The sequence below is a fragment of the Actinoplanes rectilineatus genome (assembly GCF_000962825.1).
In the GTDB taxonomy this organism is placed as follows: domain Bacteria; phylum Actinomycetota; class Actinomycetes; order Mycobacteriales; family Micromonosporaceae; genus Actinoplanes; species Actinoplanes rectilineatus.
Window position 1 is genome coordinate 1 of record NZ_JZKF01000112.1, and the last position, 26,388, is coordinate 26,388.

The following is a 26,388-nucleotide window of genomic DNA, read 5'->3' on the forward strand; positions in this document are numbered from 1 at the left end:
AGAGCCGCGACGCCAGCCGGAACACGTTGTAGTACGTGTACGCGTCGGCCACCACGTGCGCCGCCCGGATCACCAGGTAGACCAGGTCACCGCCGTCGCCGTACAACTCGACGGCCGCGAGCGGGAACGTGTCCGGTGGCATCGGAGCGTCCACCTGGGCGGAGACCCGGCGCAGCAGCTCCGCCTCGCCACCCGGGGGCAACGGACGCACCTGGACGTGGTGCCCGCCCGGCCCGTGCCTCCGCCGCACCAGCCGCCCCCGATGCAGAGGAAAGGTGGTGTTGAACGCGGCGACACATTCCAGAAGACGGACCGCGGTGGCGGTGAGACGGGGCAGATCCGCGCCCCGCACCCGGTAGGCGAATGCGAGATTGTACGAAGAGTCGTCGGGGAAGATCTGGTGATGGGTGAGCAGCTTTCGCTCCGCAACGGTCACCATCTCGGTGCTGGGCGCAACTGTCGGAGCCGACACGGTTCCCCCGCCTTGTCATGAATCCCAGAAAGCCTCGCGGCGCCTGGTTGAACACGATGTCCGAGCGGGCGGAATCCGTCGACCTTGACTGATTTTCTGACCCCTGCCGTCCCCGCTTCTCGAGACGGCGGACTTTGCCCGGCCGATCGCGATGCTAGGACATTCGGAACACAGTGTGCCGTGACAACTCCGAAATTGCCCGTGGGCCACACTTCAGGGGTCACCGCGGACACCGGATGATATGCGCGACATTATTCGGAAAACGTCCCGGGCGGTGCCGGGCGTGCATTACCCTTCCGTCGCCCTCGAACCGGATCCCGCCATTCGTACGCTCAGCGGGGCGCCGGACCGGACGACCGTCCACCCCGGGGTGTCACCCGCGCGCCTGTCACGCCACCGGCACGCATCCGCCCATCGGGGACGTTCACGTCCCCGATGGAACCGTGGCACGCACGGGCCGCAGACAGACGGCGGCGGCCGACGCGGCGACGACGGCCACCGCGGCGAGCACGATCCGCCGGTCGACCGTGGACAGCAGCACGGCACCGAGAGCCTGACCCGCGGCGATCGGGACGAAGGTGAACAGGTTGACGGCGCCGGCGACCCGTCCGAGACGCTCGGTGGGCACCTCCCGTTGCACCGTCGTCGCGATCGCGATCAGCACACACGGCAGGGACACCCCGGCCAGCAGGGCGGACGCCAGCACCGGAACCGTCGCCGGCACCGCCCGCAGACCCAGGCTCAGGGCGAACAGGGCGATCGCCGCGCCGACGAACACCTGCGCCCGGAACCGGCGCTGCAGCGGACCGGCGAGCAGGCCACCCGCGATCGCACCGGCCCCCTGCACGGCGGAGAGCACCCCGGCGTACGCAGGCGCGTACCCGAGACCGTCCTTGATCACGGCGAACAGCATCGCGCCGCTGACGCCACTGGTGAACGTCACCGCCGCCCCGCAGAGGACGAGACGGTGCAGAGCCGGGTAGTCGCGAAGCCCGCCGGCGGACGGCGGCACGCTCCGGTCGTACCCCCGAGGATGAAAGCGCAACATGAGGCACAGGGCCGCGGCAGAGAGGAAGGTGACCGCGTCGAGGACGGCGACACCGGCACCGCCGGCGATCGTGAAGAGACCGGCGCCGACCAGCGGCGCGACCAGCTTCACCCCCTCGGAGATCGACATCCGCAGGCCGTTGACGTCACCGAGCAGCTCGCGGTCGACCGCGGCGGGCAGGACCGCGGTCTCGGCGGCGTCGAGGACGACGAAGCTGACGCCGTAGAGCAGCATCACCACGAAGATCAGCCAGACCTGGTCGGCGCTGCGGACCAGCAGAAGACCGAACAGGATCAGCCCCATCGCCAGGTTGACGCCGACCAGCACCGCCCGGCGGTGCGGGGTCCGGTCGACGAGGGCGCCGAGTAGGGGTGCGACCAGTGTCGGCGAGTACATCAGGAAGCCCACGGCGGCGGCCAGGCTGCTGGAGCCGGTCAGCGACATCACCCAGACTCCGGCGACAAGGATCATCGCGGTGCTGCCGAATCCGGAGACGAGAACAGCCCCGAGGTACACGGCAGCATTCCTGTTACGCAGGAGTTGAGTCATAAATACTCAAACTAGCCGCGGACCCTCGCGCACATTGTCAATTTTTCGTTGACGCCCCGGGCCGACCCCCAGGTGTCTCACAGGTGAACAGCAATTAAGATCCAGGCAAATCGCCCCCTGGGACGAAAGGCTGACATGGGTCTGCTGCCACCGGCGTTCTCCACCGAGCTCTACCGCGACGTCGTCGGCGTGGCAACCGCCTCACCAGCCTGGGTGCAGGACTTCATGCGCCACTTCACCGAACTGTCGATCATCCTGCTGATGCTGCTGTGGCTCGCCGCCTGGTGGCGCGCCCGCAGCGCCCCCGCGACGACGATGGCGCTGGCCCTGGTCGGCCCGGCCGCCGGCGTAACCGCCTACCTGACCAGCGAAGTCGCCAAAACCTTCCTCACCGAAGAACGCCCCTGCCGCGCGGTAGGCCTACCGATCGTCGCCGCCGAATGCCCACCGGTCGGCGACTGGTCCTTCCCCAGCAACCACTCGACAATCGCCGGCGCACTGTTCATCGCCGTCTTCCTCGTCTCATGGCGCCTAGGCATCGCCGCGATGATCGTGGGGACGTCGGCCGCGTTCTCGCGCGTCTTCGTAGGCGTGCACTACCCGCACGACGTGCTGACCGGCTTCTTCCTGGGCGCCACCCTGACAGCCCTGGTCACCCTGCTGGTGCTGCGCCCCGCAACCCGAGCGGTGACGTCCCTGCGCGCGGTACCCGCCCTACGGCCCATCCTGGCAACCCCCGCCGCCATGGTGCCGGCCACCGTCCGGGCCGAACGCCCGTTGGCCGGCACCGGAACCCGCCACCATTACTGAACGTGTCCGGTTCCCGCTCTCGGTCTCACCCGCGAACAGCGGACATCAACAACCCGGCGCCGCACAGCCCTCCCCCGCCGACGCCACCACCGCATCCCGTTCAGTGCACCGAACAGCGCGTATGCGATCGTCACCACCGTCAACCATGCGCTCACCACCAGCACTGGACCTACGCGCGTCACCACCGTCAGCCATCCGCTCACCACCATTGGCCATATACGCGTCACCACCGTCAACCATGCGCTCACCAGCACTGGCCATATACGCGTCGTCACCGTCAACCATGCGCTCACCAGCACTGGCCAAACGCGCGTCATCGCGGGCGCCTACGACGGTGACGTAGCCCGATCAATCATCGGGTGCGCCCACCGCCCGCCAAGTCCGGGCCAACGAACCCACACCCTTGATCGGGTGCACTCACCGCCTGCGAGGAGTTGCCAGCGCACCCGATCACGTAACTGGGTTCGCCCACCACCCATTCAAGACAGGTGAGCACCCCCAACCCCTTGATCGGGAACGTTCACCGCCCGCTGGAGCTGCCGACGCACCCGATCAAGCGACCGGGTACGTCAGCCACCCGTTCAAGACAGGCCCGCGCTCCCGATCTCTTGATCGGGTGCACTCACCGCCCGCTGGAGCTGTCAACGCACCCGACAACCAGCTTGGGTACGCCCGCCTCCCCCGGGAGCGGTCAGCGCACCCGACAACCAGCTTGGGTACGCCCGCCTCCCCGGGAGTGGTCAGCGCACCCGAGCCCTTGATCGGGGACGCACACCGCCCCGCTGGAGCTGCCGACGCACCCGATCAAGTAAGTGGGTGCGGCCACCACCCGCTGAGGTTGCCAGCGCACCCGATCATGCGACTGGGCACGCCTACCACCCATTCAAGACAGGTGAGCGCCCCCGAACCCATGATCGGGTGCAGCCACCGGCGGCTGTGAGCTGCCAACGCACCCGATCATGCGACTGGGCGCTCCTGCCACCCGTCCGGGACGGGCGGGCGCACCCGGCCACCTGGTTGGGTGCGGCCACCGCTTACTGGAGATGCCGGCGCACCCGATGACCGGCTTGGGTGCGGCCGCCAACCGTTCGGGATGGGACGGGTCGGATGGACGCACCCAATCCTTTGAACGGGTGCGGACACCGGCGGCTGAGGGCTGCCGGCGCACCCGATCATGCGACTGGGTACGTCTGCCGGACCTTGGGCGAGGCGGGCACGGACGTGTTGCGCGCCTCGGGTGGGAGCTCCCGACCGGTTGATCGGAGGGCATTCAGCGGACGCCGGCACCGGCCGCGGGATGGGTGCACCTTGAGTGTGACCGGATGAGCGACCCGGTCAGCGGTCAGTGAACGCCGGGACCGGTGGCGGGATGGGTGCACCCACCTTGGGCGTGACCGGGTGAGCGACCCGGTCAGCGGACGCCGGGACCGGCGGCGGGGTGGGTGAGCGCGTTGCGGAGGAAAGCCAGCTCCATCTCCCACATGCGGTCGGCGGTGTTACCCATGTGGGTGGCTCCGGGAAGCGGGAGGACCGTGTGCGGGCGGCCCGCCGCGAACAGGGCCGCCGACAACTTCATCGTGTGGACGGGGAGGACGTTGTCGTCGAGGAGACCGTGGATCAGCATCAGGGGGCGGCTCAGGTTCGGGGCGTCGGCGATCAGGGAGCCTTGCGCGTACCCCGCAGGGTTTTCATGGGGTAGGCCCAGCGTGCGCTCCTGCCAATGGCTGCTGTAGAGCAGCTGGTCGGTGACGGGTGCTCCGGCCACCGCGGCGTGGAAGACGTCGGGGCGGCGCAGGACGGCCAGCGCCGCCAGGTATCCGCCTGCGGACCAGCCTCGGATGCCTACCCTGGTCAGGTCCATGTCACCGTAACGGTCGGCGGCGGCGTGCAGGGCGTCCACCTGGTCCTGCAGGCGGGGGCCGGCGTGGTCGTCGAGGCGGGCGCGTTCCCAGACCGGGCCGCGGCCGGGGGTGCCGCGGCCGTCGGCGACGATCACGGCGAAGCCCTGGTCGGCGAACCACTGCTGGGCGTAGTACCAGGCGCGGCCGGAGACGGCCCGTTGGGCTGCGGAGCCGCCGTACGGGCTGAGCAGCACCGGAAGTTTGGCGGAGCCGGGTACGTGCCCGGTCGGGAACAGCACGGCGGTGCGCAGTTCGCGGGTGCCGAGGGCGGCCAGCCGGACCTGGGGGCGCAGTGGTGGTTCGACGGCGAGGCTGCGCAGGGGACGGCCGTCGACGGTGACCGTGTCGGAGTCCAGGGTGTGCGCGACGACTACGGTCACGCCGCCCGCGCGGGTGCCGTCGTGAATGCCGGGCGCCGCGGTGACCCGGACGGGAGACGGCGCCCCGGCGACCGGAACCGGAGCCGGAGCCGGAGACGGCACCTCGGCAACCGGAGACGGAACCGGAACCGGAACCGACGACGGCACCTCGGCAACCGGAGACGGAACCGGAGACATCGACGTGGTGTCCACGGTCCACAGGTGGCGTTCGGCCGGTTCGTCGCGGGCGGCGAACAGCACCGTCTCGCCGTCGACCGCCAGCACCTCCTCGACCTGCAGGCCGGGCGGGGTCACCGGAATCCCGTCGACGGTCAGGCGCCGGGTGTCGCCGTCGTCGACCGACCAGATCAGCCGGCCCGCGGCGGTGTGGGCGGGCAGGCCGTTCACGATGGTGGTCCACCGCGGGTCGGTGTTCTCGGCTGCCAGCATCGTCTCGCCGCTGACCGGGTCGGCCGCCAGGACCCGCATCACGGTCTGCGGACGGTTCTGCACGCAGACCAGCAGGGCGGTGTCGTCCCAGGTGACCCTGGTGACGTATTCGAAGGTCTCCGCGTCCCACCGGACCGGGATGCGGGCGCCGTCCAGTCCGAGAATGTGCAGGGTGACTTCGGCGTTCGGGGTGCCGGCCGACGGGTAGCGCAGGGCGGTCGGCGGGCGTTCCGGGTGTTCGGGATCGGACACGTACCAGATCTGGACGGGTGTGTTGTCGACCCGGGCGGCGATCAGGCTGCGGCCGTCGGGCGCCCACCAGTGGCCCTCGAAACGGTCCATCGACTCGGACGCCTCGTGTTCGGGCAGGCCCCAGGTGATGTCGGGTCCGTCCGGGGTGGCCAGTGCCCGGTCCTCCTTGCCGTCACGGCCGACGACCCGCAGTTCGTCGCCGGACACGTACGCGACGGTCTGCCCGGTCGGGTCGATCCGGGCTTCGGCGGCCGGTTCCTGCGCGTTCAGGCCGGTCACCTGGGCGGTGCGGACGTCGACGGCGTACAGCCGGCCGGCGACGGTGAACACGGCCGTGGTGACGGCGGCGTCGGTGGAGTAGCCGCCGATGCCGGCCGACCGGTCGCGGGCGCGTTCCCGGCGGGCGCGTTCCCGGTCGGTCATCGGGGTGTCGTCGCCGGCGTCCAGGTGGGCCGGGTCGGCGAGCAGGCGTTCCTCCCCGGTGGCGACGTCGTGGGCGTAGAGTCTGCCCACCGCGTCGGTGCCGCCGCCCGAGCGCAGGAACAGCACGGTCGTGCCGTCGGGGGCGACGGTGAACCGGTGCGGTGCGCCGAGGGTGAAGCCCTGTGTCTGCGCATACAGGGCGGGGAACGAGGTCACCGTGGTACCCACTTTCCGATGATGGCCGCGGTTTCGGCGGCGTGACGGTCGAGCATGGTGAAGTGGTCGCCGCGGGTTTCGGCACGCTCGTGCGGCACCGACCGGGTGGCGCGCCAGCCGTCGGCGGGCATGCCGGGGACCGGGTCGGTGGCGGCCACGAGCAGGCTGGGCGCGGTCAGTGGGGCGGGCCGCCGGTCGCGGATCAGCCGCATGTAGGTGCCGGTGGTGAGGAGAGCGTTCCTTTCGGGTACGCGGCGGAGCCCTCCGGTCATCAGGGCGGCCATCCACTCCTCGGTGAGCAGGCCGAGCACCCGCTCGTACGTGTCGAGCAGGATCAGGCCGGCCGGGACGACGCCGCGCGCCTCCATGGTCTCGGCGAGGGCCTGGGCCAGGACGCCGCCGCTGGACCGGCCCACCAGGACGATCCGGCGGCCGGCGGCCGCGTCGAGGGCCGCCTCGGTGAGCCGTTCGGTCAGGTCGTCGAGGGAGTCCGGGGTGTGCCGGCGGTCGGCGAATCCCGGCAGGGGCAGGACGGTCAGCGCCTGGTCGGCGGCGCGGGCCAGGCCGCGGAATTCCGCGGCGCCGGCCGGGCCGAACGACGGCACGCCGATCAGGATCGGTCCTTCGGCGGTCTCCTTCAACGGGACCGGGATGATCGGGACACGCGTGGGGGCGGCGATCGGGGTGACCGAGGCGCTGATCACCAGGTTGACGGCCATGCAGTGGTGACCGCTGTCGACGATGGCGGCGAACATCGCGGGCAGGGTGTCGGGGGTCTCCGCGGGCGGTGCCGACTCCAGGGTCTCGGCGATCCAGAGGGCCAGCGCGGCGGGCGTCGGATGGTCGAACACCACCGTCGCCGGCATCGCCACCCCCGTCGCCGCCACCAGCCTCGTCCGCAGTTGAATCGAACTTACCGAATCCAATCCCTGATCGGTGAACGCGCCCCGGATGTCCACCATCGAGGGATCCCCGTGCCCGATCTCGCCGGCCACCTCCTCACGAACTAGCGCTTCCAGGGCGGTGACCAGCTCTTTTCCGTCGAGATCGGCGAAGGCGGACCGCGTCGGCTGTTCGGCGGGACGGTGTGCCGCGGACACCGGGCGTGACCGGGCCGGCGATGCGGCGGCCGGTGGCCGCTTGATGATCGGGACCAGCACCGGCTCGTCGGCGCGCAGGGCGGCGTCGAAGGCGGCGGTCACCTCGGCCGGTGTCATCGGCCGCAGCCGGGAGCCCGCCGACGGCATGCCGCCGTCCAGGGCGAGCGGTCCCCAGGCCAGTGCCAGGGCGGGCTTTCCGGCGCGGCGCCGGCTTCGGGCGACGTCGTTGAGGTACGCGTTGCCGGCCGCGTACGCGGCCTGTCCCCCGTTGCCGAGCAGCCCGGACGCCGACGAGCACAGCACGAACGCGGCGAGTCCCCCGGTCAGCCGGTCCAGATGCCAGGCCGCGTCGATCTTGGGGCGCAGGACGGCGTCCCAGCGGTCGCGGGTGAGCGTGGCGATCGGGCCGTCGTCGAGCACCCCGGCGGTGTGGACGACCGCGGTGACCGGCGGGCGGGCCGCGGCCAGCGCCGCCGTCAGCTGATCCGGATCGGCCACGTCCACGGGTCGCAGGGTGACCGTCGCGCCCGCCGCGGACAGGTCGGCGGCCAGGTCGGCGGCGGCGGTTCCCCGGCGGGACGCGAGCAGCAGGTGCCGTACCCCGTGCGTGGCGACCAGGTGCCGGGCCAGTACCGCCGCGAGCGCCCCGGATCCGCCGGTGATCAGCACGGTCCCGCCCCCGAAACGGTTCCCCGCGCCGCCGTCCTCGGGGATCTCGGCGCGGACCAGCCGGGGAACGGCCGTTTCTCCCCCGGTCACCCGGATCTCCTTCTCGACGGCGGCGGCCCGGACCGCCCCGGGCAGGGCCGACCGCGACTCCGCGGTGTCGTCGTGTTCGACCAGGCCGACCTGTCCGGGGTATTCGGCGGCGGCCACCCGGACCAGACCGGCGACGGCCGCGGAGTTCGTGGTCACCACGACACGCGAGGTCCCGGAGAGCAGGGTGCGGAGGCGGTCGAGGGCGGTCCAGAGCTTCGCGCGTACACCATCGGGGTTGGTCTGCGGGGGAATCGGCACGTCCAGGGTGACCGGGGCCGGGGTCTCGTCCGGGGTGTGCGGCGCCGGGACGAGGACCTCGCGGAACAGTGGCTGGGGCAGCGGGCGGAGGGTCAGTTCGCGGATCTCGAGGAGGGGCCGTCCGGCGGTGTCGGCGACGTGTACTTCGATCCGGTGCGGCCCGAGTGGACGGATCCGGACACGAGCGGTGGTGGCGGCACCGTGCCGGCGGATCCCGGACCAGAGGAAGGGCATGCGGGGTACGCGATCAGCACCGTCCAGCAACCGCGCCGGGTGCAGGGCCGCGTCCAGAAGGGCGGGATGCAGCCCGGTGCTCGCCGTGGCGGCTGCCGGGAGCTGGATCTCGGCGTGCACCTCGCCGTCCGAGCGCCAGGCCGCGGTCACGCCGTGGAACGCCGGCCCGTAGCCGCTGTCGTCGTAGAAGCCGGTGAGGTCGACCGGGTGGCCCGGCGGGGGCCAGGCCGTCCGGTCCCGGGCGGGCGATTCGGCTTCCGGGAGGGCCGCGGCGCGACCGGACGCGTGCCGTAGCCGGTCGACGTGGATCTCCAGGGAGCGGCTGCCGTCGGGGGCCGGTTCGGCCAGGAGCAGCCGGAGTTCCGACTCGTCGGCGGCGAGCACGATCGGTCGTTCGATGACCAGTTCGGTGATCTCGGGGACGCCGGCCCAGGCGGCGAACGTGGCTGCCGCCTCCACGAGCAGCGTCCCGGGGACGACGGTCTCCCCGCCGATGGCGTGATCGGCCAGCCACGGGTGGCGGGCCAGGGAGAGCCGGCCGGTGGCGACACGGCGATCCGTTCCGGACACCACCGTCATCGTGTCGAGCAGCGCCGTGACTCCTCCGGCCGCGGCGGCACCGACATCGCCGGAGACCGGAGCGGCCCCGGCACCGATCCAGAAACGCCGGCGGGTGAACGGGTAGGTGGGCAGCGTCGCGGCGACCCGCGGGTCGGGACGGCCGAGCAGCGCGGCCCGGTCGACGGGGACGCCGTGTGCCCACAGGGCCGCCGCACCGTTCGCGGAGGCCTCGACGGTGCCCTGCGGGACCAGCGGGGAGAGGCTGCGCCGCGGGCCCATCTCGACGACCAGCCGGGGCAGGCGGCGGACCGCGTCGCCGAAGCGGACCGGTTCGCGGAGCTGGCGCACCCAGTACCGCGCCGAGCGCAGATCGTCGCCGGTCGCCGGTCGGCCGGTCAGCGTGCTGATCACCGCAAGTCGCGCCGGACGGTAGGTGATCGTGGCCGCCACCTGCTCGAACGCGGCGAGCACCGGGTCCATGTACGCCGAGTGGAAGGCGTGACTGACCCGGAGCGGAGTGCCCCGGCCGGCGGCGAGACCGGCGACCGCGTCCACGTCTCCGGAGACCACCACGGACCGGGGCCCGTTGACCGCGGCGATCTCGACGCCGGCCGGCAGCAGTGGCCGGATCTCCTCCTCGCCGAGGGGCAGCGTGGCCATCGCGCCACCGTCCGGCAGCGCGCCCATCAGGCGGGCCCGGGCGGCGACCAGCATGGCGGCGTCCTCGAGGGTGAGGATGCCGGCGATGTGAGCCGCCGCGATCTCCCCGATCGAGTGGCCGGCCACCACGTCCGGGCGGACGCCCCACGAGTCCAGCAGGCGGGCGGCGGCCACCGCGTACGCGAACAGGAGTGGTTGGGCGTTCTCGGTGCGGTCCGGGTCGGTGCCGGCCGGGACCGGGTCGCCGAGGACGGTCATCACCTCGTCGAAGGTGTCGCGGAAGACGTCGTACCCCGGCAGGTCCCGCATGCCGGGGCGTTGAGCGCCCTGGCCGGGGAAGAGGAAGGCCAGTTCGCCGGGCGGGCGGCCGTCGCCGGTCACCAGGCCGGGATGGTCACGGCCGTCGATCAGGGCGGTGAGCGCCGCCGGGGTGAGAACCGCCGCCCGCCGGCGCTGGGCGGCCCGGCCGGCGCTGATCGCGGGGGCGATCTCCGGACGGTCCCGCAGCTGCCGCGCGCGTTCCACGAGGGCGACCGGCTCCGCCGCCGAGATCAGCAGCGGGCCGGCGTGGTCGACCGCGCCGGGAACCTCCGTGAACGCCGCCTCCTCGATGATCACGTGGGCGTTCGTTCCGGAGATCCCGAAGGACGAGATGCCCGCCCGTGCCGGTCTGTCCGCCGACGGCCACGGCCGCGCCGCCGTCAGCAGCCGCACGTCCCCCGCCGTCCAGTCCACGTGTTCGCTGGGCCGTTCCACGTGCAGGGTCCGCGGCATCGTCCGGCGCCGCATCGCCTCCACCATCTTGATCACTCCGGCGACCCCCGCGGCCGCCTGCGTGTGCCCGATGTTCGACTTGATCGTGCCCAGCCACAGCGGCCGGCCGGGCGGACGGTCCCGCCCGTACGTCGCCAGCAGCGCCTGCGCCTCGATCGGGTCCCCGAGCAGGGTGCCGGTGCCGTGCGCCTCCACCACGTCCACGTCCGCCGGTCCCAGCCCGGCGTCGGCCAGCGCCGCCCGGATCACCCGCTGCTGCGCGGGACCGTGCGGTGCGGCCAGCCCGTTCGACGCGCCGTCCGAACCGACCGCGCTGCCCCGCAGTACCGCCAGCACCGGATGCCCGTGCCGGCGGGCGTCGGAGAGCCGCTCCAGCAGCAGCAGGCCGGCCCCTTCCGACCATGCGGTGCCGTCCGCGGTGGCCGAGAACGCCTTGACCCGCCCGTCCGGGGCCAGCCCGCGCAGGCGGCTGAACGCGCTGAACGGGGTCGGGGTGGCCATCACGGCCACGCCGCCCGCGATGGCCATCGAACACTCCCCGGCCCGCAGTGCCCGGGCCGCCCAGTGCAGTGCGACCAGCGACGACGAACAGGCGGTGTCGACCGTGACGGCCGGCCCGGTGAGCCCGAACGTGTACGCGATCCGCCCGGACGCCACGCTGCCCGCCGAGCCGATGCCGACGTGGCTCTCCATCTCCGCGGACAGATTCTCGGCGAGATCGATGTAATCGCGGTACATCAGTCCGACGTACGTGCCGGTGTCGCTGCCGCGCATCGTGCCCGGGTCGATGCCGGCCCGTTCCCACAGTTCCCAGGCCGTCTCCAGGAGCAGCCGCTGCTGCGGGTCCATCGCGACGGCCTCGGCGTCGGCGATGCCGAACGGCGCCGGGTCGAACATGGCGGCGTCGTGCAGGAAGCCGCCCTCCCGGACGTAACTGTGGCCGGCCCGGTCCGGGTCCGGGCTGAACAGGTCCGGGCCCCAGCCGCGGTCCCGGGGGAACGGGGTGATCGCGTCGACCTCGTCGTCGACCAGTCGCCACAGGTCCTCCGGCGAACCCACCCCGCCGGGATAGCGGCAGGACATGGCGACGATGACGACCGGGTCGTCCGGTTCCGGGACCTGACCGAGCCGGTCCCGGATCACCTTGCCGGACGAGGTCCGCGGCAGGGACTCGACCAGCACCACGTCGTCCGGTGCCTTGGCCGCGGACATCCGCCGGCGCACCGCCGCGAGCAGGGTGACGGCGTCGACGTCCGGGCCGGACGGCACCACGTACCCGATGGCGACCTGCCCGAGCCGGTGGTGCGGGCGCCCGGCCACCGCGGCGTCGGCGACGCCGGGCAGCCCGAGCAGCACCGTCTCGATCTCCGCCGGGTGCACGTTCGCGCCACCCCGGATGATCAGGTCCCGGGCCCGGCCGGTCAGGATCAGCTGGTCACCGGCGAGCCGGCCCAGGTCGCCGGTCCGGTACCACCCGGTCGCCTCCGGCGATCCCAGGTAGCCCCGCATCAGCCCCGGGCCGCCGACCTGAACCTCGCCCTCGGCGCCGGGCGGGACCGGAACGCCGGTGGACGGGTCCGCGACGCGTACCCGGCGAAGGATCGTCCCGACCGAACCCTCCGCGACCGGCTCCCGGCCCGGGGTCTCCATCGCGATGGCCCCGCAGGTCTCCGTGCTCCCATAGCTGTTGATCAACGGCGCGCCCAGCAGGGTGCGGACCGCCGCGCGCAGCGACGGTGGGCACGGTGCGCCGCCGGTGACGCACATCCGCAGGTGCGGGACGGCCGGCCGCCGCTCGCCGAGGGCCGCGATCAGCCGGTGGTAGACCGTCGGCACCCCGGTGAGGATCGTCGGATCGGTGCTCTCCAGCGCGGCGATCAGCTCCTCGTCGGAGGGGTGGTCGACGATCGTGGTGGTCGCGCCGAGCCGGACCGTGGCGAGCACCCCGCGGGCGTGCCCGAGCGCGTGGAAGATCGGCAGCGGCCAGAGCATCCGGTCGTCGGCGGTGAACCCGAGGTGCTCGACGAGCGAGCCCTCCAGCATGCCGAGCCAGCTGCCCTGAGTGGAGATGACGCCTTTGGGCTGCCCGGTGCTGCCCGACGTGTAGTGGATCCAGGTGTCCTCGTCCATCCCGAGGTCGTCGCGGGCGGCCCTGCCCCGGCCGCTGTCGACGATCTCCCCGACGCCGAGGTCCTGCCGGGAGACGATCAGCCGGGGCGCGCTGTCCGCGGCCAGCGCCGCCCGCTCGGCGGTCGAGGCGCGCGGGTCGACCGGGATCCCGACCGCCGCCGCCCGTACCGCCCCGAGCACCGCGACGACGGCGTCGATCCCGGCCGGCAGGCAGATCATCACCCGGTCGCCGCGCTCCACGCCACGGGCCGCGAGCCCCGCCGCGAACCCCCTCGTCAGTTCCTCCAGCCGACCGAAACCGACAACGCGGTCGCCGCTGACGAACGCGGCCTTCCCCGGTCGTTCCCCGGCGTGACGGCGCAGAAGATCCACAATGGATTCAGGCATCGGCCCACGATGACAGCCCCGGGCAAGGGGTACGCGGCAGAGCACCCCGCCGACAGCGACTCCCGGTGCGGACCCCGTGATCCCCGGCGCATCCGGCGGCAGGAGAACTCCGCGGTGGTGATCGGCGGAACGGCGCCGACGGCGATCGGGCGGACCCCGGCGGATCCCACCGGTCGAGGACCTCGGGCTCACGGAGCAACCGGAAATCGAAGATCCTGTGAGTTTCCCGTGCGGTTCCGATGAAGGTCGCAGAGTTCGCCACATATTCACGACCCTCCATTGCATCAATCTGCAAGGGTCGATGGCGAGCCGGGACCGGCCCGGCACGGGAGGCATCGATGCATCGAAGACTGCTCGCCCCGATCACCGCCGCGATCGTCGGCGCCGGCGTGCTCGCCGCGCCCGCGTCGGCAGCGCCGGCACCAGGAGCCTCGTTACCCACCGGGCAGACCACCGCCACGGCGGGCGACGCCGCTCCCCGGACGGTCACGCTGCTCACCGGGGACCGGGTGACCCTGGTCGGCAGTGATTTCCGGGTGCAGGCGGGGCCCGGTCGCGAGAAGATCCGGTTCCTCACGCAGGTGATGGACGGCCGCCGCTACGTGATTCCGTCGGATGCGGTGGGGCTGCTGCGCGAGGGCCGGCTGGACCGCCGGCTGTTCGACGTGACGGGACTGGCCGAACTGAACGCCGGGGATGCGGTTCCGCTGCTCGTCACGTACCCCAGAGGCTCGAAGAACGCGCGGACCGCGGTGGCCGCGGCAGACGCCGAAGTGACCCGCGATCTGTCGCCGCTCGGCCTGCTGGCGGTGAAGTCGAACGCGGGCCTGTGGTCGGAGCTGACCGCCGGGCCGGCCGGCGCGCGCACGCTGAGCACCGGAGTGAGCAAGGTGTGGCTGGACGGGCGACGGCAGATCAGCCTGGACCGGAGTGTGCCGCAGATCGGCGCGCCGGCCGCCTGGCAGGCCGGGTTCGACGGCACCGGCGTGACGGTCGCCGTGCTGGACACCGGCGCCGACCTGACGCACCCGGATCTGGCCGGGCAGGTCGCCGGTTCGCAGAACTTCACCACCGAACCGAGTGTCGACGACATCGTCGGGCACGGTACGCACGTCGCGTCCACGATCGCGGGCACCGGTGCCGCGTCCGGCGGCAGGTTCAAGGGGGTCGCGCCCGGGTCGAAGCTGCTGATCGGCAAGGTGTGCGAGATCTACGGCTGTGAGGAGTCGGCGATCCTGGCCGGCATGATCTGGGGCGCCGAGAACGCCGAGGTCGTCAACATGAGCCTGGGCGGCGGTGACACCCCGGAGGTGGACCCGCTGGAGCAGGCCGTCGAGGACCTGACGGCGCAGCACGACACGCTGTTCGTGATCGCCGCCGGCAACTCCGGCAGCCAGGGTTCGGTGGGCTCGCCGTCCACGGCGGACTCGGCGCTGTCGGTCGGTGCGGTCGACCGTGAGGACGAGATCGCGCCGTTCTCCAGCCGGGGCCCGCGGGTCGGTGACGGCGGGATGAAGCCGGAGATCACCGCACCGGGTGTGGAGATCGTGGCCGCCAAGGCCGCGAACGATCAGATCTCCGGTCCGGCGCCGGTCGAGGGCTACGGCACGCTGTCCGGCACCTCGATGGCGACCCCGCACGTGGCGGGTTCCGCCGCGATCCTCACCCAGGTGCACCCGGACTGGTCGTCGAAGCTGCGCAAGAACACCCTGATGGCCTCGGCGAAGCCGACCGAGGGTGTCAGCTCGTATGACCAGGGCGCGGGCCGGGTGGACGTCGCCCGGGAGATCACCCAGACCGTGACGGTCGACGAGGGTGCGATCAGTTTCGGTCTGCAGCAGTGGCCGCACGACGACGACCAGCCGGTCACGAAGACCGTCACCTACCGCAACGCGGGGACCGCGGCGGTCACGCTGAGCCTGACGGTCACCGGCGAGGTGTTCGAGGCGGCCGACAGCGCCATCACGGTTCCGGCCGGTGGCACCGCGACGACCACGGTCACCGCGGACACCCGCAAGGACGTCCCGGACGGTGCGCTCGGCGGTTTCCTCACGGCCGTCTCCGCCGACGGGGTACGCGTGAGCACCCCGCTCGGCGTGAACAAGGAGGTGGAGAGCTACGACGTCACCCTGACCACGATCAACCGGGACGGTTCGCCGAGCCTCGACCACCTGGTGGTGCTGGTGGACCTGGACAACCCCGGCGGTTTCGTGGAGGCGTTCCAACCGACCGGCACCCAGGAGCTGCGGGTGCCGAAGGGCCGTTACGGACTGTTCGCCTGGGTGTTCGAGGGCGAGTCGACGATCTCGTCGCTGGCCGACGCGGAACTGACCATCGACGCTGCCCGGTCGCTGACGGTGGACGCCCGGGTCGGTAAGCCGGTGAAGGTCGTCCCGCCGCAGTCGGACGCCGGGACGGTGCTCGCCTCGGCCGGCGCCGACTGGTACGGCGAGGACGTCACCGTGTCGACCGGTGTCGGCGCGGCCACGTTCGACGACATCTTCGTCGGCCCGCTGTCCGCCGCGTCGAACCCGGACTTCCTGGCGTCGGTGGTCGGCACGTTCGCCGTGCCGGGGGCCGCGGGAGACTTCCGCAACAGCCCGTACACGACCGATCTGGCCTACTTCCAGCCGGGCCGGATGTTCGACGGGCTCACCAAGAGCCCGAAGCTGTCCGAGCTCACCGAGTTGGACGCGTCGTACGCCGCCGAAGCGGTGGGCACGTCCGGTTACAAGAGCAACTACGCGCAGTACTCCGAGGAGGCCCTCGCCTGGCTGTCGTTCCTCCCGTTCGACCTGCCGGCGCGGCGGGCCGAGTTCGTGAACCCGGACTACCCGTGGGCGGCCGAGTTCGACCAGGTGGACGCCGAGGAGAACTTCGTCAGCTACCTGACCGCCGGTGCACGGCGGTACCGGGCCGGCAAGACCGTCGAGCAGGACTGGAACAAGGCGGTCTTCGGGCCGAACCTGACCCAGCCGCCGTTCGACGCGTACTGGGTGTCCCGCCAGGGCGACCTGCTGATCGCCGACCCGCCGCTGTCCGGCGACGGCAGCGGTCACCCCGGCCGGTCGGCCGTGGCCCAGGAGACGGTCGCGCTCTTCCAGGGCAACACCAAGATCGGTGAGGGGTACGAGTACGAGCTCCCCGCCGGCACCGCCACCTACCGTCTCGAGGCCACCTCGAAGCGGGGCGCGCCGCACACGCTGTCGACCGAGGTCACGGCGAAGTGGACGTTCAAGTCCGGGCACGTGGCCGGCGAGGACTTCCAGCGTCTGCCGCTGCATTCGGTGCGGTTCGCGCCGAAGGTGGACGAGCGCAACACCGCGCCGTCCGGTCGCCGATTCGAGATCCCGGTGTTCGTCGAGCACCAGCCGGACTCGGCGGTCGGCAGGGTGAAGTCGGTGAAGGTGGAGGTCTCCTACGACGACGGGAAGACCTGGCGCGCCGCCTCGCTGAGCGGGACGGGTGACAAGCGGGTCGCCGCCGTCACCCACCCCGCCGGTGCCGGTTTCGTGTCGCTGCGCACGTCGGCCGCCGACACCGCCGGTAACACGGTCAGCGAGACCGTGATCCGGGCGTACGCGCTGCGCTGAGCACTACCCGGCCCCACCCGTCATCGCCTGCTCGGTGAAGTCCGCCAGAGCCGTGTCGATCGGGTGGGGCCGGGGCGCCCACCGCGACGTGTTGAGCGCGACGGTCATCTGCCGCCGGCCGTCCGGGCTGCTCATGGTGAGGGTGTCCGCTCCCCACACCGTCCCGTCGTGCCCCCAGAACGTCCGTCCGCCGACCGTGAACCGGTGCAGGCCGAGCCCGTAGTCGACGGTCTCGCCGAGGAACGACCGGACCGGCCCGGTCTGCTGCATCCGTGCCAGGTCCGCCGGGCTGACCAGCCGCCCGGTGAGCAGCTGCCGGTAGAAGGTGTTGACGTCCTCGACGGTGGAGACCAGGGCGGCGCCGGTCCCCACCCAGGACATGTCGTAGACGCTGTAGTCGCGGGGCGGGTCGATCGTGCCGAAGAACCGCTCGTACATCTTCGGGTGCGGTCCCCGGATCTCCGGGCCGGCCGGGAATCCGGTGTGCGGCAGATCGTCGGGGACGAGGGACTTCTCCCCCTGCAGCAGCTGTCCCAGCAGCAGATAGTTGGTGTTGGAGTAGACCCCGCCGGTGGCTTCCGGCAGCCCGAGCCCCATCGTGATCAGCTCGTCGGGGCTGAAGTGACGGAACCGGTTGTCGTCGATGCTCTCCGGGGTGCCGCCGCCCAGGGAGGGAAACGCGACGGGCAGGTAGTCGGGGATGCCGCTGGTGTGGTTGAGCAGCATCCGGACGGTGATCCGCTCGCCGCGCCCGCCGGGCACCAGGTCACCGATGGTCCGGTCGAGGTCGATGCCGGCCCGGAGCACCGCGACGGCGATGAAGGTCTTGGTCAGGCTGCCGACGCGGATCCGCATGTCCGGGGTGATCGGGCGCCGGGTCGCCAGGTCGGCGACGCCGGCCGCGCCGCGCCAGGTCCGGTCGCCGTCGCGGATCTCGGCGATGACGCCGGGGACGCCGGCACGGTGGATGTCGTCCAGGTGGGCCTGGAACTCCGCCTTTAGGAACATGTTCCTAAAGTAGCATCGGCGTGCATGATGATGGTGTGCCAAAAACCGGCCGGCCCCCGGCGACCTCCCGCGCGCAGATCCTCGACGCCGCCCGGCGGATCATCGACGACGACGGCTGGGAGAGACTGACCGTCCGCCGCCTTGCCGGTGACCTCGGCATCGGGACCACCACGCTGTACCACCACGTGCGCGACCGCGAGGACCTGCTGATCCTGCTGATCAACGAGCACGCGGGCCGGACCATGACCGGTGAGCTGCCCACCGACCCGGCCGAACGGGTGTTCGCCGCGGCCGTCGCGATCCACGACTCGCTGGCCTCCTGGCCGTGGGCCGCCGAGGTGCTCTCCACCGACGGGTTCCTCGGACGCCTCGAGGGCGCCGCCCTGTCCACCGTGGAGGCGCTGCTCACCGGAGCCGTCGACCACGGCTGCACACCGGAGCAGGCCGCCCACGTGTTCCGGGCCGTCTGGTACTACACGGTCGGCGAGATCCTGGTCCGCGCCCACTCGTCCGGCCGGCCCCCGGTGCCGCCGACGTTCGCCGCGCCGCAGCTGGCCGGACTCGGCGAACGCTGGCCGGAGCTGGCCGCGACCGACACGTACCGGCAGGGCCTGCGCACCCTCGTCACCGGCCTTCTAACCTCGTGACATGCGCGCACCCCACGCCGACCTGACCACCGCCGGCGGCATCTTCTCGCTGGTCCGCGACGGCCGGGCGGCCTCCCGGGCGGAGATCTCCCGGCTCACCGGCCTCGCGCCGTCCACCGTGGCCCTGCGGGTCGAGGAGCTGATCCGGCACGGCTATCTGACCGAGTCCGGTCAGGGGCCGTCGCACGGCGGGCGCCGTCCGCGCAAGCTGGGTCTGGCGTACGACGCGCGGCTGATCGCCGGGGTGGAGCTGGGCGCCCGGCACGCCACGCTGCGCCTCCACGACCTGACCGGCACCGTGGTGGCCGGGCGGGACATCGCGCTGGACATCACGACGTCGCCGGAGGCCGTGCTGCGGACCGTGCACCGGCAGCTGGGCGCGATGAACCCGGGACGGGAGCTGGCCGGGATCGGCCTGGCCGTGCCGGGTCCGGTGCGGGCGGCCGACGGCCGGGTGGTGTCGCCGTCGCGGATGCCGGGCTGGAACGGGGTGGATCCGGCGGCGATCCTGGCCGGGATCTCCGGTGTGCCGGTCCGTACCGAGAACGACGCGAACGCGATGGCGGTCGGCGAGTTCGTGGCCACCGGCCGTACGGCCGAGCATCTGATCCTGGTCAAGGCCGGTGCGAGCATCGGCACCGGGATCATCGCGGCCGGCCGGCTGCACCGGGGGTCGCGCGGGATCGCCGGGGACGTCAGTCACACCCGGGTCGCCGACGGTTCCGAGGTGCTCTGCTCGTGCGGGCGGACCGGCTGCCTGGACGCGGTGGCCGGCGGGCGTTCGATCGTGCTGGCCCTGCAGTACGCCGGGGAGCAGGTGTCGGAGGTGGCCGACGTGGCGGCGCTGGCCCGTGACGCGCATCCGCTGGCGACGCGGCTGTTGCGGGAGGCGGGCCGGCGGACGGGGGTGGTGCTGGCGACCCTCGTCGGTTTCTTCAACCCGGAACGCCTGGTGCTGGCCGGGAGCCTGTCGTCGAGTGACGCGTACGTCGCCGCGGTGCGCTCGGCCGTCTACGACCAGTGTCTGCCGCTGTCCACCGAGGGCCTGGAGATCTCGGCGTCGACGGCGGGCGCGGACATCGGCGCGCGGGGTGTGGCGTCGCTGGTGATCGACGAGCTGCTCGACCCGCAACGGATCGATGAGCACGTCCACTTAGTTCGATAATCGAATACAAATATCGAAGAAACTTCGATTATTGAAATAAGAGCGTGCAGCCGCATACCCTGAGGGCCCCCGACGTTAGGGATCGCCATGCGCAAATGGGGTTCGGCTCTCACGGCACTGGCACTGATTCTCGGCACCGCGGCCTGCTCGTCCGACGACGGCGCGGACGGCAAGACCACCATCGTGTGGAACATGTGGTCGGGCGACACCGAGTCCGAGCAGAAACTGAAGGAGCAGATGGCCGCCGCGCAGGCGATCGTCGGCCCGGACATCACCATCGAACTGCAGACCGCCCCATGGGCGGACTTCTTCACCAAACTCAACGCCAACATGGCCTCCGGCAAGCTGGCCTGCGTCACCGCCATGAACGGCCAGCGCCTCACCGACTACACCGCCGCGTTCGAGCCGCTCACCGACGCCGACCTGACGACCATGGGCATCGCCCGCGGCGACTACAACCCGGGTGCGCTGAGCGTGATGGAGAACGACGGCAAGCTGTACGGACTGCCGTACGACACCGCCACCATGTTCCTGTTCTACAACGCCGACCTGTTCACCAAGGCCGGCCTGGAAGCGCCCACCAACACCTGGACCATCCAGGACTTCGAGACCGCCGCCACGACGATCACCGCGAAGACCGGGGTCAAGGGCTTCGCCGTCTCCCTCGACGAGTTCCAGTGGCTGTCGCTGCCGATGGCCCGCGCCGGCAGACAGCCGGTCGACGACAGCGGCAGGCTGGCGCTGACCGATCCGGCCTTCGTGGACGCCGCCACCTGGTACGGCGACCTGGTCACCGGCGCGAAGGTGTCCGAGGCCGTCCCGTCCGCGTCGGAGACCGGCTGGGAGGTCACCCAGTTCCAGAACGGTAGAGCCGCGATGATCATCGATGGCACGTGGCAGGCTGCCACGTACACCGCTGAGGATCTGCCCTTCGCCGGCGGCGCGGTGCGCCTGCCGTCCGGCGCTGCCGGGCCGTTCGGGGTGGCGCTGGGTTCGGGGTACGGGATCGCGAAGAACTGCGAGGACAAGGACGCCGCGCTCAAGGTGCTCGGCGCCCTCACCGGTAAGCAGGGCGAGGACCTGATCGCGAAGCAGGGCAACTATCCCGCGCAGCTGGCCAGCCAGGACGGCTACTTCGCGTCGCTGCCGGACGGCAAGCGGGAGATGCTGACCGCCGCCTTCCAGGCCGGTTTCGACGGCGCCACCGCGCAGCGGGTCACCGCCGAGTGGACGCAGGTCGCGACGGCGATGCCGAACGAGCTGGTCAGCGTCTACACCGGGCAGGGCACGATGCCCGACGCGCTCGGCAACCTCCAGCAGAAGTTCGGCAAGTGACGGCCTGGTTCGCCAAGGCCCGGTTCGGGCTGTTCCTCCACTTCGGCCTGTACAGCGTGGCGGCCCGGCACGAGTGGGTGATGAACTACGAGGAGATCCCGCCGGACGTCTACGAGCGCTATGCGGAGTTCTTCGAGCCGGATCTGTTCGATGCCCGGGCGATCGCCCGGGCGGCCCGGGAGGCCGGCCAGCGTTATGCGGTGCTGACCGCGAAGCATCACGAGGGTTTCTGCCTGTGGGACACCGCGACGACCGATTTCAAGTCGCCTCGTGACCTGGTTCTCGAGTATGTGGAGGCGTGCCGCGCGGAGGGCCTGAAGGTGGGGCTCTACTACTCCCTGCTGGACTGGCATCACCCGGATTATCCGGTCGACCGGCACCATCCTTTGCGGGCCCATCCCGAGAAAAGGGATATATCAAAGTATCGCCCCTACCTCCATGCCCAGGTCCGTGAGCTGCTGACCGACTACGGACAGATCGACTACCTGTTCTTCGACTTCACCGACGAACCGGGCAGCGGCGGGACCACCCCGCAGGACTGGGACGCCGAGGCGTTGATGGCGATGTGCCGCGAACTCCAGCCCGGCATGATCGTCAACGACCGGCTGGGCATCCCCGGCGACCTGGTCACCCCGGAGCAGTACCAACCGGTGCGCCCGCTGCTGCGCGACGGCAGACCGGTGCCCTGGGAGGCCTGCCAGACCGTCAACGGCAGCTGGGGATACCACCGGGACAACCACGACTTCAAGACCCCCGAGATGATCGTACGCATGCTCGCCGGTTCCGTGGCTCTCGGCGGGAACCTGCTGCTCAACGTGGGTCCGACCGGTCGCGGAGAGATCGCGCCGGTCGACGCCGCACTGCTGGCGGCGGTCGGCGAGTGGATGCGGCGGCACTCCCCCGCGATCCACGGCGCCGGGCCCGCCGATCATGTGCCGCCGTCCGGGGTCACCTACACCCAGCGCGGCGACCGCCTCTACGCCCACCTCTTCGACTGGCCGTTCGGGCTGCTGCACCTGCCCGGACTGGCGGGCCGGGTGCGCTTCGCCCGGTTCCTGCACGACGGGTCGGAGATCCGTTACCGGGAGATCCCGCCGGACCAGGAGGCGTTCAACCTGACCCCGGCCGCGCCGGATCCCGGCACGCTCACGCTCACCCTGCCGGTCCACCGGCCGGAGGTGGCGCTGCCGGTCATCGAGATCCTGCTGACCTCATGAGACACCGGGAACGCTGGCACGCACTCGGTTTCATCAGCCCCGCCCTCGCCGGGCTGACCGTGTTCACCGCCCTGCCGGTGGCCCTGGCCGTGGTGATGAGCCTCTTCGACTGGCCGATCTTCGGCGACCGGGAGTTCATCGGGCTGGGCAATTACCGGGCGCTGCTCACCGACACCCCGGACTTCTGGCCGGCGCTGCGCAACTCGGTCCTCTTCACCGTCCTCTACGTGCCCACCAACCTGGCCGTCGCCCTCGGCCTGGCGCTGCTGCTGGGTCCGCGCCTGCACGGCCGTGCGGTCTTCCGGGTGCTGTTCTTCATCCCGGTGGTCACCCCGATGGTGGCGAACGCGCTGGTCTGGAAACTGGTGCTGCAACCGCAGGGCCTGCTCAACGGGCTGTCCACCGCGTGGCTCGGGATCACCCTGCCGAACTTCCTGGTCGACCGGAACTGGGCGATGATCGCGATCGTCGTGATGAGCGTCTGGGCCGGCATGGGTTACAACATGCTGGTCCTGACCGCGGCGCTGGAGCAGCTGCCGACCTCGGTGCTGGAGGCGGCCCGGATGGACGGAGCACAGGGCTGGCGCCTTCTGATCAGGGTCACGCTGCCGCTGATCTCGCCGGCGATCTTCTTCGCCGCGGTGATGACCATCATCGGGTCGTTGCAGGTGTTCGCCCAGCCGCAGCTGCTCACCGGCGGCGGACCGGGCACCAGCACCATCCCGCTGGTCATGTTCATCTACGACACCGGCTTCACGTTCCAGGACCTCGGACTGGCCGCGGCCGCCGCCTGGCTGCTCTTCGTCCTGATCATCGGTATCACTGTCCTGCAGTTCCGGGCGCAGCGGAGATGGGTGCACTATGAGCACTGAACGGCTGCGATCCGGACTCGCCCACACCACGGCGGTACTCGCCGCCGTCATTTTCACCACCCCTCTCGTGTACGCGTTCTTCTCGGCGCTGAAACCGTCGCGGGAGGTGCTGCTCGCCCCGCCGACGCTGATCGGTTCCGAGGTGCGGTGGAGCAATTTCGCCGAGGTCTTCGACTATGCGCCGTTCACGACGTACATCATGAACTCGTTCCTGACCTCGGTCGCGGGTGTCATGGTGGTGCTGTTCGTGTCGGCGACCGCCGGATACGCGTTCGCGCGGCTGCGCTGGCGGGGCCGCGAGGTGGTGTTCGTGCTGTTCCTCGGCACCCTGATGGTGCCGCAGGAGGTGCTGGTCATCCCGATGTTCGTGGTGATGCAGTGGTTCGGCTGGGTGGACACCTATCCGGCGCTGATCCTCCCGTGGGCGTTCACCGCGTTCGGCACGTTCCTGATGCGGCAGTTCTTCCGGGGCATTCCGTACGAGCTGGAGGAGGCGGCCCGCGTCGACGGCGCCGGACCGGTGCGAACATTCACCCGGATCATCCTGCCGCTGGCCGGGCCCGCGCTCGCGGTGCTCGCCGTATTCACTTTCCTGAACTATTGGAACAGCTATCTGTGGCCGCTGATCGCGGTCAACGACTACGCGACGCTGGGCACCCTGCCGATCGGACTGGCGAGTTTCTCCAGCCAGACCGGCACCCGCTGGGACCTGCAGATGGCCGCCTCGATCATCTCGATGGTTCCGACGACGCTGCTGGTCGTCGCGCTGCAACGCCACCTCGTCAAAGGAATCGCCACGTCAGGATTGGGGGGCCGGTGAGGATCGCCATCGCCGGAATGCACATCGAATCGAGTGCCTACGCGGCGCACCGCGCGTCGTTCCGGGACTTCTCGGTGCTGTCCGGGCCGCAGGTTCTCGCGCGCTACGACTTCCTCGATCCGGCCGCCGAATGGATCGGGATCCTGCACGCGCGGTCCATTCCCGGGGGCAAGGTGCTGCGGGAGGTCTACGACGAATTCAAGCAGCGCATTCTCGACGGGCTACGCGACGCCGGGCCGATCGACGGGCTCTACTTCGACATTCACGGCGCGATGAGCGTCGACGGGATGGACGACGCCGAAGGTGACCTGATCACCGCGATCCGGGCGGTGATCGGGCCGGATGTTCTGGTGTCGGCGCCGATGGATCTGCACGGCAACGTGTCCGAACGGTTCGCCCGCGCCGTGGAACTGCCGACCTGCTATCGGCTCGCGCCGCACGAGGACGCCGGGGAGACGCGGGAACGGGCGGCCCGCCATCTGGTCGAGCATCTCGCCGCCGGGAAACGACCGCACCGGGCCTGGGTGCGAGTGCCGATCCTGCTGCCGGGCGAGAAGACGTCGACGCGGGTCGAACCGGCGAAGAGCCTTTACGGGTCGCTCGCCGCGATCGAGGCCCGGGAGGGCGTCACCGACGCTTCGATCTGGATCGGGTACGCCTGGGCGGACGAACCGCGGTGCCACGCCACGGTGATCGTCACCGGGGATTCATCATCGGTGATCGCTGCGGCGGCGTCGGAGCTGGCGTCCCGGTTGTGGGAGGCTCGGGACGACTTCGGGTTCGTCGGGCCGCCGGGGTCGTTGGAGGACGCTGTTTCGCGGGCTCTGGCCTCGCCCACTCGTCCGTATCTGATCAGCGATTCCGGGGACAATCCCGGTGCTGGTGGGAGTGGGGATGTGACGTGGACGCTTTCACATCTCTTATCGGACATTTCACGATTTGACGGCTGTTTAGTTTATGTCGCCTCGATTTTCGACACGGCCGCCGTGGAGATCCTTTTCGGTCATCGGGTCGGTGATCAGGTGTCGGTGACCGCCGGGGCACGGGTGGACTCCCGGGTCAGCGGACCGGTTCCGATCAGCGGGACACTGCACGGGCTGCACACCGGCGACCCGGACGCCGGACGGATCGCCGTGGTCCGCTGCGGCGGACTGCACGTGATCGTCACCGAGTTCCGCAAGGCGTACCACCACGTCGACGACTTCACCGCGATCGGCCTCGACCCGGCCGCCGCCGACATCATCGTCACCAAGATCGGATACCTGGAGCCCACCCTGTACGACATCGCCAACGGCTGGACCCTGGCCCTCACCCCCGGACCGGTCGACCAGGACCTGGCCCGGCTCGGCCACCACCGCATCGAACGCCCGATGTTCCCGTTCGACGCCTTCCCGGCCGAACCCGCCCTCACCGTGACGATGCTCTGATGGTCAATCTCGAACTGGCCGTCCAAGACGAACACGGCATCGACGTCGCCGCCCGCCTCAAAGCCGACCGCATCGAGCTGTGCAGCGCGCTGCCGCTCGGCGGGGTCACCCCGTCGCTCGGCCTGATCGAGGCGGCAGCCGGCACCACCCCGGTGCACGTGCTGGTCCGGCCCCGGCCGGGCGGCTTCGAATACACCCCGGCCGAGGTGGCCACCACGATCCGCGACGTACGCCACGCGATCAGCGCCGGAGCGGCCGGCGTGGTGATCGGCGGCCTGCGTGACGGGCACATCGACTCCGCCCTGGTCGACGGGGTGGTGTGCGCGGCCGGAACCGCCACGGTCACCTTCCACCGGGCGTTCGACCTGCTCCCCGACCCGTTCCACGCCCTCGAGGAGCTGATCACCCTCGGCGTCGGCCGGATCCTCACCGCCGGCTGCCCGACCGTGGTCGCCGACGGCCTGCCCAGCCTGCGCCGCCTGGTGTCCGCCGCGGCCGGCCGCCTCGAGGTCCAGGCGGGCGGCGGCGTCGTACCATCCTTGATCCCGGCACTGGTGTCCACCGGCGTCCCGGCCGTGCACGCCTCGGCGAAGACGGTGGTCCGCGACTCCGGCGCGCTCACCCTGGGCAGCGCCGCCCAAGGCCCGGAGTCCGGCCGCGAGACCACCGACGAGCGGACCGCGTTGCGGATCATCGAGGCGTTACGGGACGCCGGGGTACGTCCGTGACGCTGCTCCTCGGCATCGACTACGGCGGCACCAGCAGCAAGTTCCTGCTGACCGCCACGGAATCCCCAGCGACCGCTCCACCCGTCGCCACGGAATCCCCAGCAACCGCTCCACCCGTCGCCACGGAATCCCCGGCAACCGCTCCACCCGTCGCCACGGAATCCCCAGCAACCGCTCCACCCGTCGCCACGGAATCCCCAGCAACCGCTCCACCCGTCGCCACGGAATCCCCA

General features: G+C 71.2%; 15 protein-coding genes. 10 read left to right on the top strand and 5 right to left on the bottom strand.

Annotated features, from left to right (window positions below; all coding sequences use genetic code 11):
* A partial coding sequence (locus WH85_RS41790) for a condensation domain-containing protein (RefSeq protein ID WP_157411559.1) occupies positions 1-472 on the bottom strand: 472 nt, incomplete at its 3' end.
* Between the two features lie 424 nt (positions 473-896).
* Complete coding sequence (locus tag WH85_RS41795) at positions 897-2,069, bottom strand: MFS transporter (RefSeq protein ID WP_045747729.1); 1,173 nt, start codon at positions 2,067-2,069, stop codon at positions 897-899.
* 135 nt (positions 2,070-2,204) lie between these two features.
* On the opposite strand from WH85_RS41795, the gene WH85_RS41800 reads away from it, so the two are divergent.
* The gene (locus WH85_RS41800) at positions 2,205-2,879 is read left to right on the top strand and encodes a phosphatase PAP2 family protein (protein WP_052721194.1); all 675 of its coding nucleotides are present in this window, start codon (positions 2,205-2,207) and stop codon (positions 2,877-2,879) included.
* 1,411 nt (positions 2,880-4,290) lie between these two features.
* Here WH85_RS41800 and WH85_RS41805 read toward each other — a convergent pair.
* Together WH85_RS41805 and WH85_RS41810 are read right to left on the bottom strand one after the other, a co-directional pair.
* Positions 4,291-6,492, bottom strand: a complete 2,202-nt coding sequence (locus WH85_RS41805) for a S9 family peptidase (protein WP_045747731.1) — start codon at positions 6,490-6,492, stop codon at positions 4,291-4,293.
* Complete coding sequence (locus WH85_RS41810) at positions 6,477-13,343, bottom strand: type I polyketide synthase (RefSeq protein WP_169792567.1); 6,867 nt, start codon at positions 13,341-13,343, stop codon at positions 6,477-6,479. Before WH85_RS41810 ends, WH85_RS41805 begins: the two co-directional genes overlap by 16 nt.
* A 338-nt stretch (positions 13,344-13,681) precedes the next feature.
* Here WH85_RS41810 and WH85_RS51220 point away from each other — a divergent pair, with 338 nt between their 5' ends.
* A complete protein-coding gene (locus WH85_RS51220) occupies positions 13,682-16,936 on the top strand; it encodes a S8 family serine peptidase (protein ID WP_052721196.1) in 3,255 nt (1,084 codons plus the stop codon).
* A 3-nt stretch (positions 16,937-16,939) separates the two neighbouring features.
* On the opposite strand, the gene WH85_RS41820 is transcribed toward WH85_RS51220, so the two are convergent.
* On the bottom strand, positions 16,940-17,944 hold the full coding sequence (locus WH85_RS41820; protein ID WP_045747732.1) for a serine hydrolase domain-containing protein: 1,005 nt from the start codon (positions 17,942-17,944) through the stop codon (positions 16,940-16,942).
* A gap of 35 nt (positions 17,945-17,979) precedes the next feature.
* On the opposite strand from WH85_RS41820, the gene WH85_RS41825 reads away from it, so the two are divergent.
* The 8 genes from WH85_RS41825 (at position 17,980) to WH85_RS41860 (ending at position 26,155) form a co-directional block, all read left to right on the top strand.
* The gene (locus WH85_RS41825; protein ID WP_045747733.1) at positions 17,980-18,591 is read left to right on the top strand and encodes a TetR/AcrR family transcriptional regulator; all 612 of its coding nucleotides are present in this window, start codon (positions 17,980-17,982) and stop codon (positions 18,589-18,591) included.
* A gap of 1 nt (position 18,592) precedes the next feature.
* Positions 18,593-19,756, top strand: a complete 1,164-nt coding sequence (locus tag WH85_RS41830; protein ID WP_045747734.1) for an ROK family transcriptional regulator — start codon at positions 18,593-18,595, stop codon at positions 19,754-19,756.
* A gap of 87 nt (positions 19,757-19,843) precedes the next feature.
* Positions 19,844-21,091 carry an ABC transporter substrate-binding protein gene (locus WH85_RS41835; protein WP_045747735.1) on the top strand — a complete coding sequence of 416 codons (1,248 nt, stop codon included), beginning with the start codon at positions 19,844-19,846 and terminating at the stop codon, positions 21,089-21,091.
* Complete coding sequence (locus WH85_RS41840; protein ID WP_045747736.1) at positions 21,088-22,308, top strand: alpha-L-fucosidase; 1,221 nt, start codon at positions 21,088-21,090, stop codon at positions 22,306-22,308. The genes WH85_RS41835 and WH85_RS41840 overlap by 4 nt, the downstream gene beginning before the upstream one ends.
* Positions 22,305-23,180, top strand: a complete 876-nt coding sequence (locus WH85_RS41845; protein ID WP_045747737.1) for a carbohydrate ABC transporter permease — start codon at positions 22,305-22,307, stop codon at positions 23,178-23,180. Before WH85_RS41840 ends, WH85_RS41845 begins: the two co-directional genes overlap by 4 nt.
* Positions 23,170-24,000, top strand: coding sequence for a carbohydrate ABC transporter permease (locus tag WH85_RS41850; RefSeq protein ID WP_083449677.1), 831 nt, complete (start codon positions 23,170-23,172; stop codon positions 23,998-24,000). Before WH85_RS41845 ends, WH85_RS41850 begins: the two co-directional genes overlap by 11 nt.
* The gene (locus WH85_RS41855; protein WP_157411562.1) at positions 23,985-25,427 is read left to right on the top strand and encodes a M81 family metallopeptidase; all 1,443 of its coding nucleotides are present in this window, start codon (positions 23,985-23,987) and stop codon (positions 25,425-25,427) included. Before WH85_RS41850 ends, WH85_RS41855 begins: the two co-directional genes overlap by 16 nt.
* Complete coding sequence (locus WH85_RS41860; protein ID WP_045747740.1) at positions 25,427-26,155, top strand: copper homeostasis protein CutC; 729 nt, start codon at positions 25,427-25,429, stop codon at positions 26,153-26,155. Before WH85_RS41855 ends, WH85_RS41860 begins: the two co-directional genes overlap by 1 nt.
* Positions 26,156-26,388: the final 233 nt, after the last annotated feature.

What these genes read in the sequence shown, in the direction of transcription:
- WH85_RS41795 (WP_045747729.1), bottom strand. Translation starts at nt 2,069, where the DNA reads ATGACTCAACTCCTGCGTAACAGGAATGCTGCCGTGTACCTCGGGGCT.
- WH85_RS41800 (WP_052721194.1), top strand. Translation starts at nt 2,205, where the DNA reads ATGGGTCTGCTGCCACCGGCGTTCTCCACCGAGCTCTACCGCGACGTC.
- WH85_RS41810 (WP_169792567.1), bottom strand. Translation starts at nt 13,343, where the DNA reads ATGCCTGAATCCATTGTGGATCTTCTGCGCCGTCACGCCGGGGAACGA.
- WH85_RS51220 (WP_052721196.1), top strand. Translation starts at nt 13,682, where the DNA reads ATGCATCGAAGACTGCTCGCCCCGATCACCGCCGCGATCGTCGGCGCC.
- WH85_RS41820 (WP_045747732.1), bottom strand. Translation starts at nt 17,944, where the DNA reads ATGTTCCTAAAGGCGGAGTTCCAGGCCCACCTGGACGACATCCACCGT.
- WH85_RS41830 (WP_045747734.1), top strand. Translation starts at nt 18,593, where the DNA reads ATGCGCGCACCCCACGCCGACCTGACCACCGCCGGCGGCATCTTCTCG.
- WH85_RS41835 (WP_045747735.1), top strand. Translation starts at nt 19,844, where the DNA reads ATGCGCAAATGGGGTTCGGCTCTCACGGCACTGGCACTGATTCTCGGC.
- WH85_RS41845 (WP_045747737.1), top strand. Translation starts at nt 22,305, where the DNA reads ATGAGACACCGGGAACGCTGGCACGCACTCGGTTTCATCAGCCCCGCC.
- WH85_RS41850 (WP_083449677.1), top strand. Translation starts at nt 23,170, where the DNA reads ATGAGCACTGAACGGCTGCGATCCGGACTCGCCCACACCACGGCGGTA.
- WH85_RS41860 (WP_045747740.1), top strand. Translation starts at nt 25,427, where the DNA reads ATGGTCAATCTCGAACTGGCCGTCCAAGACGAACACGGCATCGACGTC.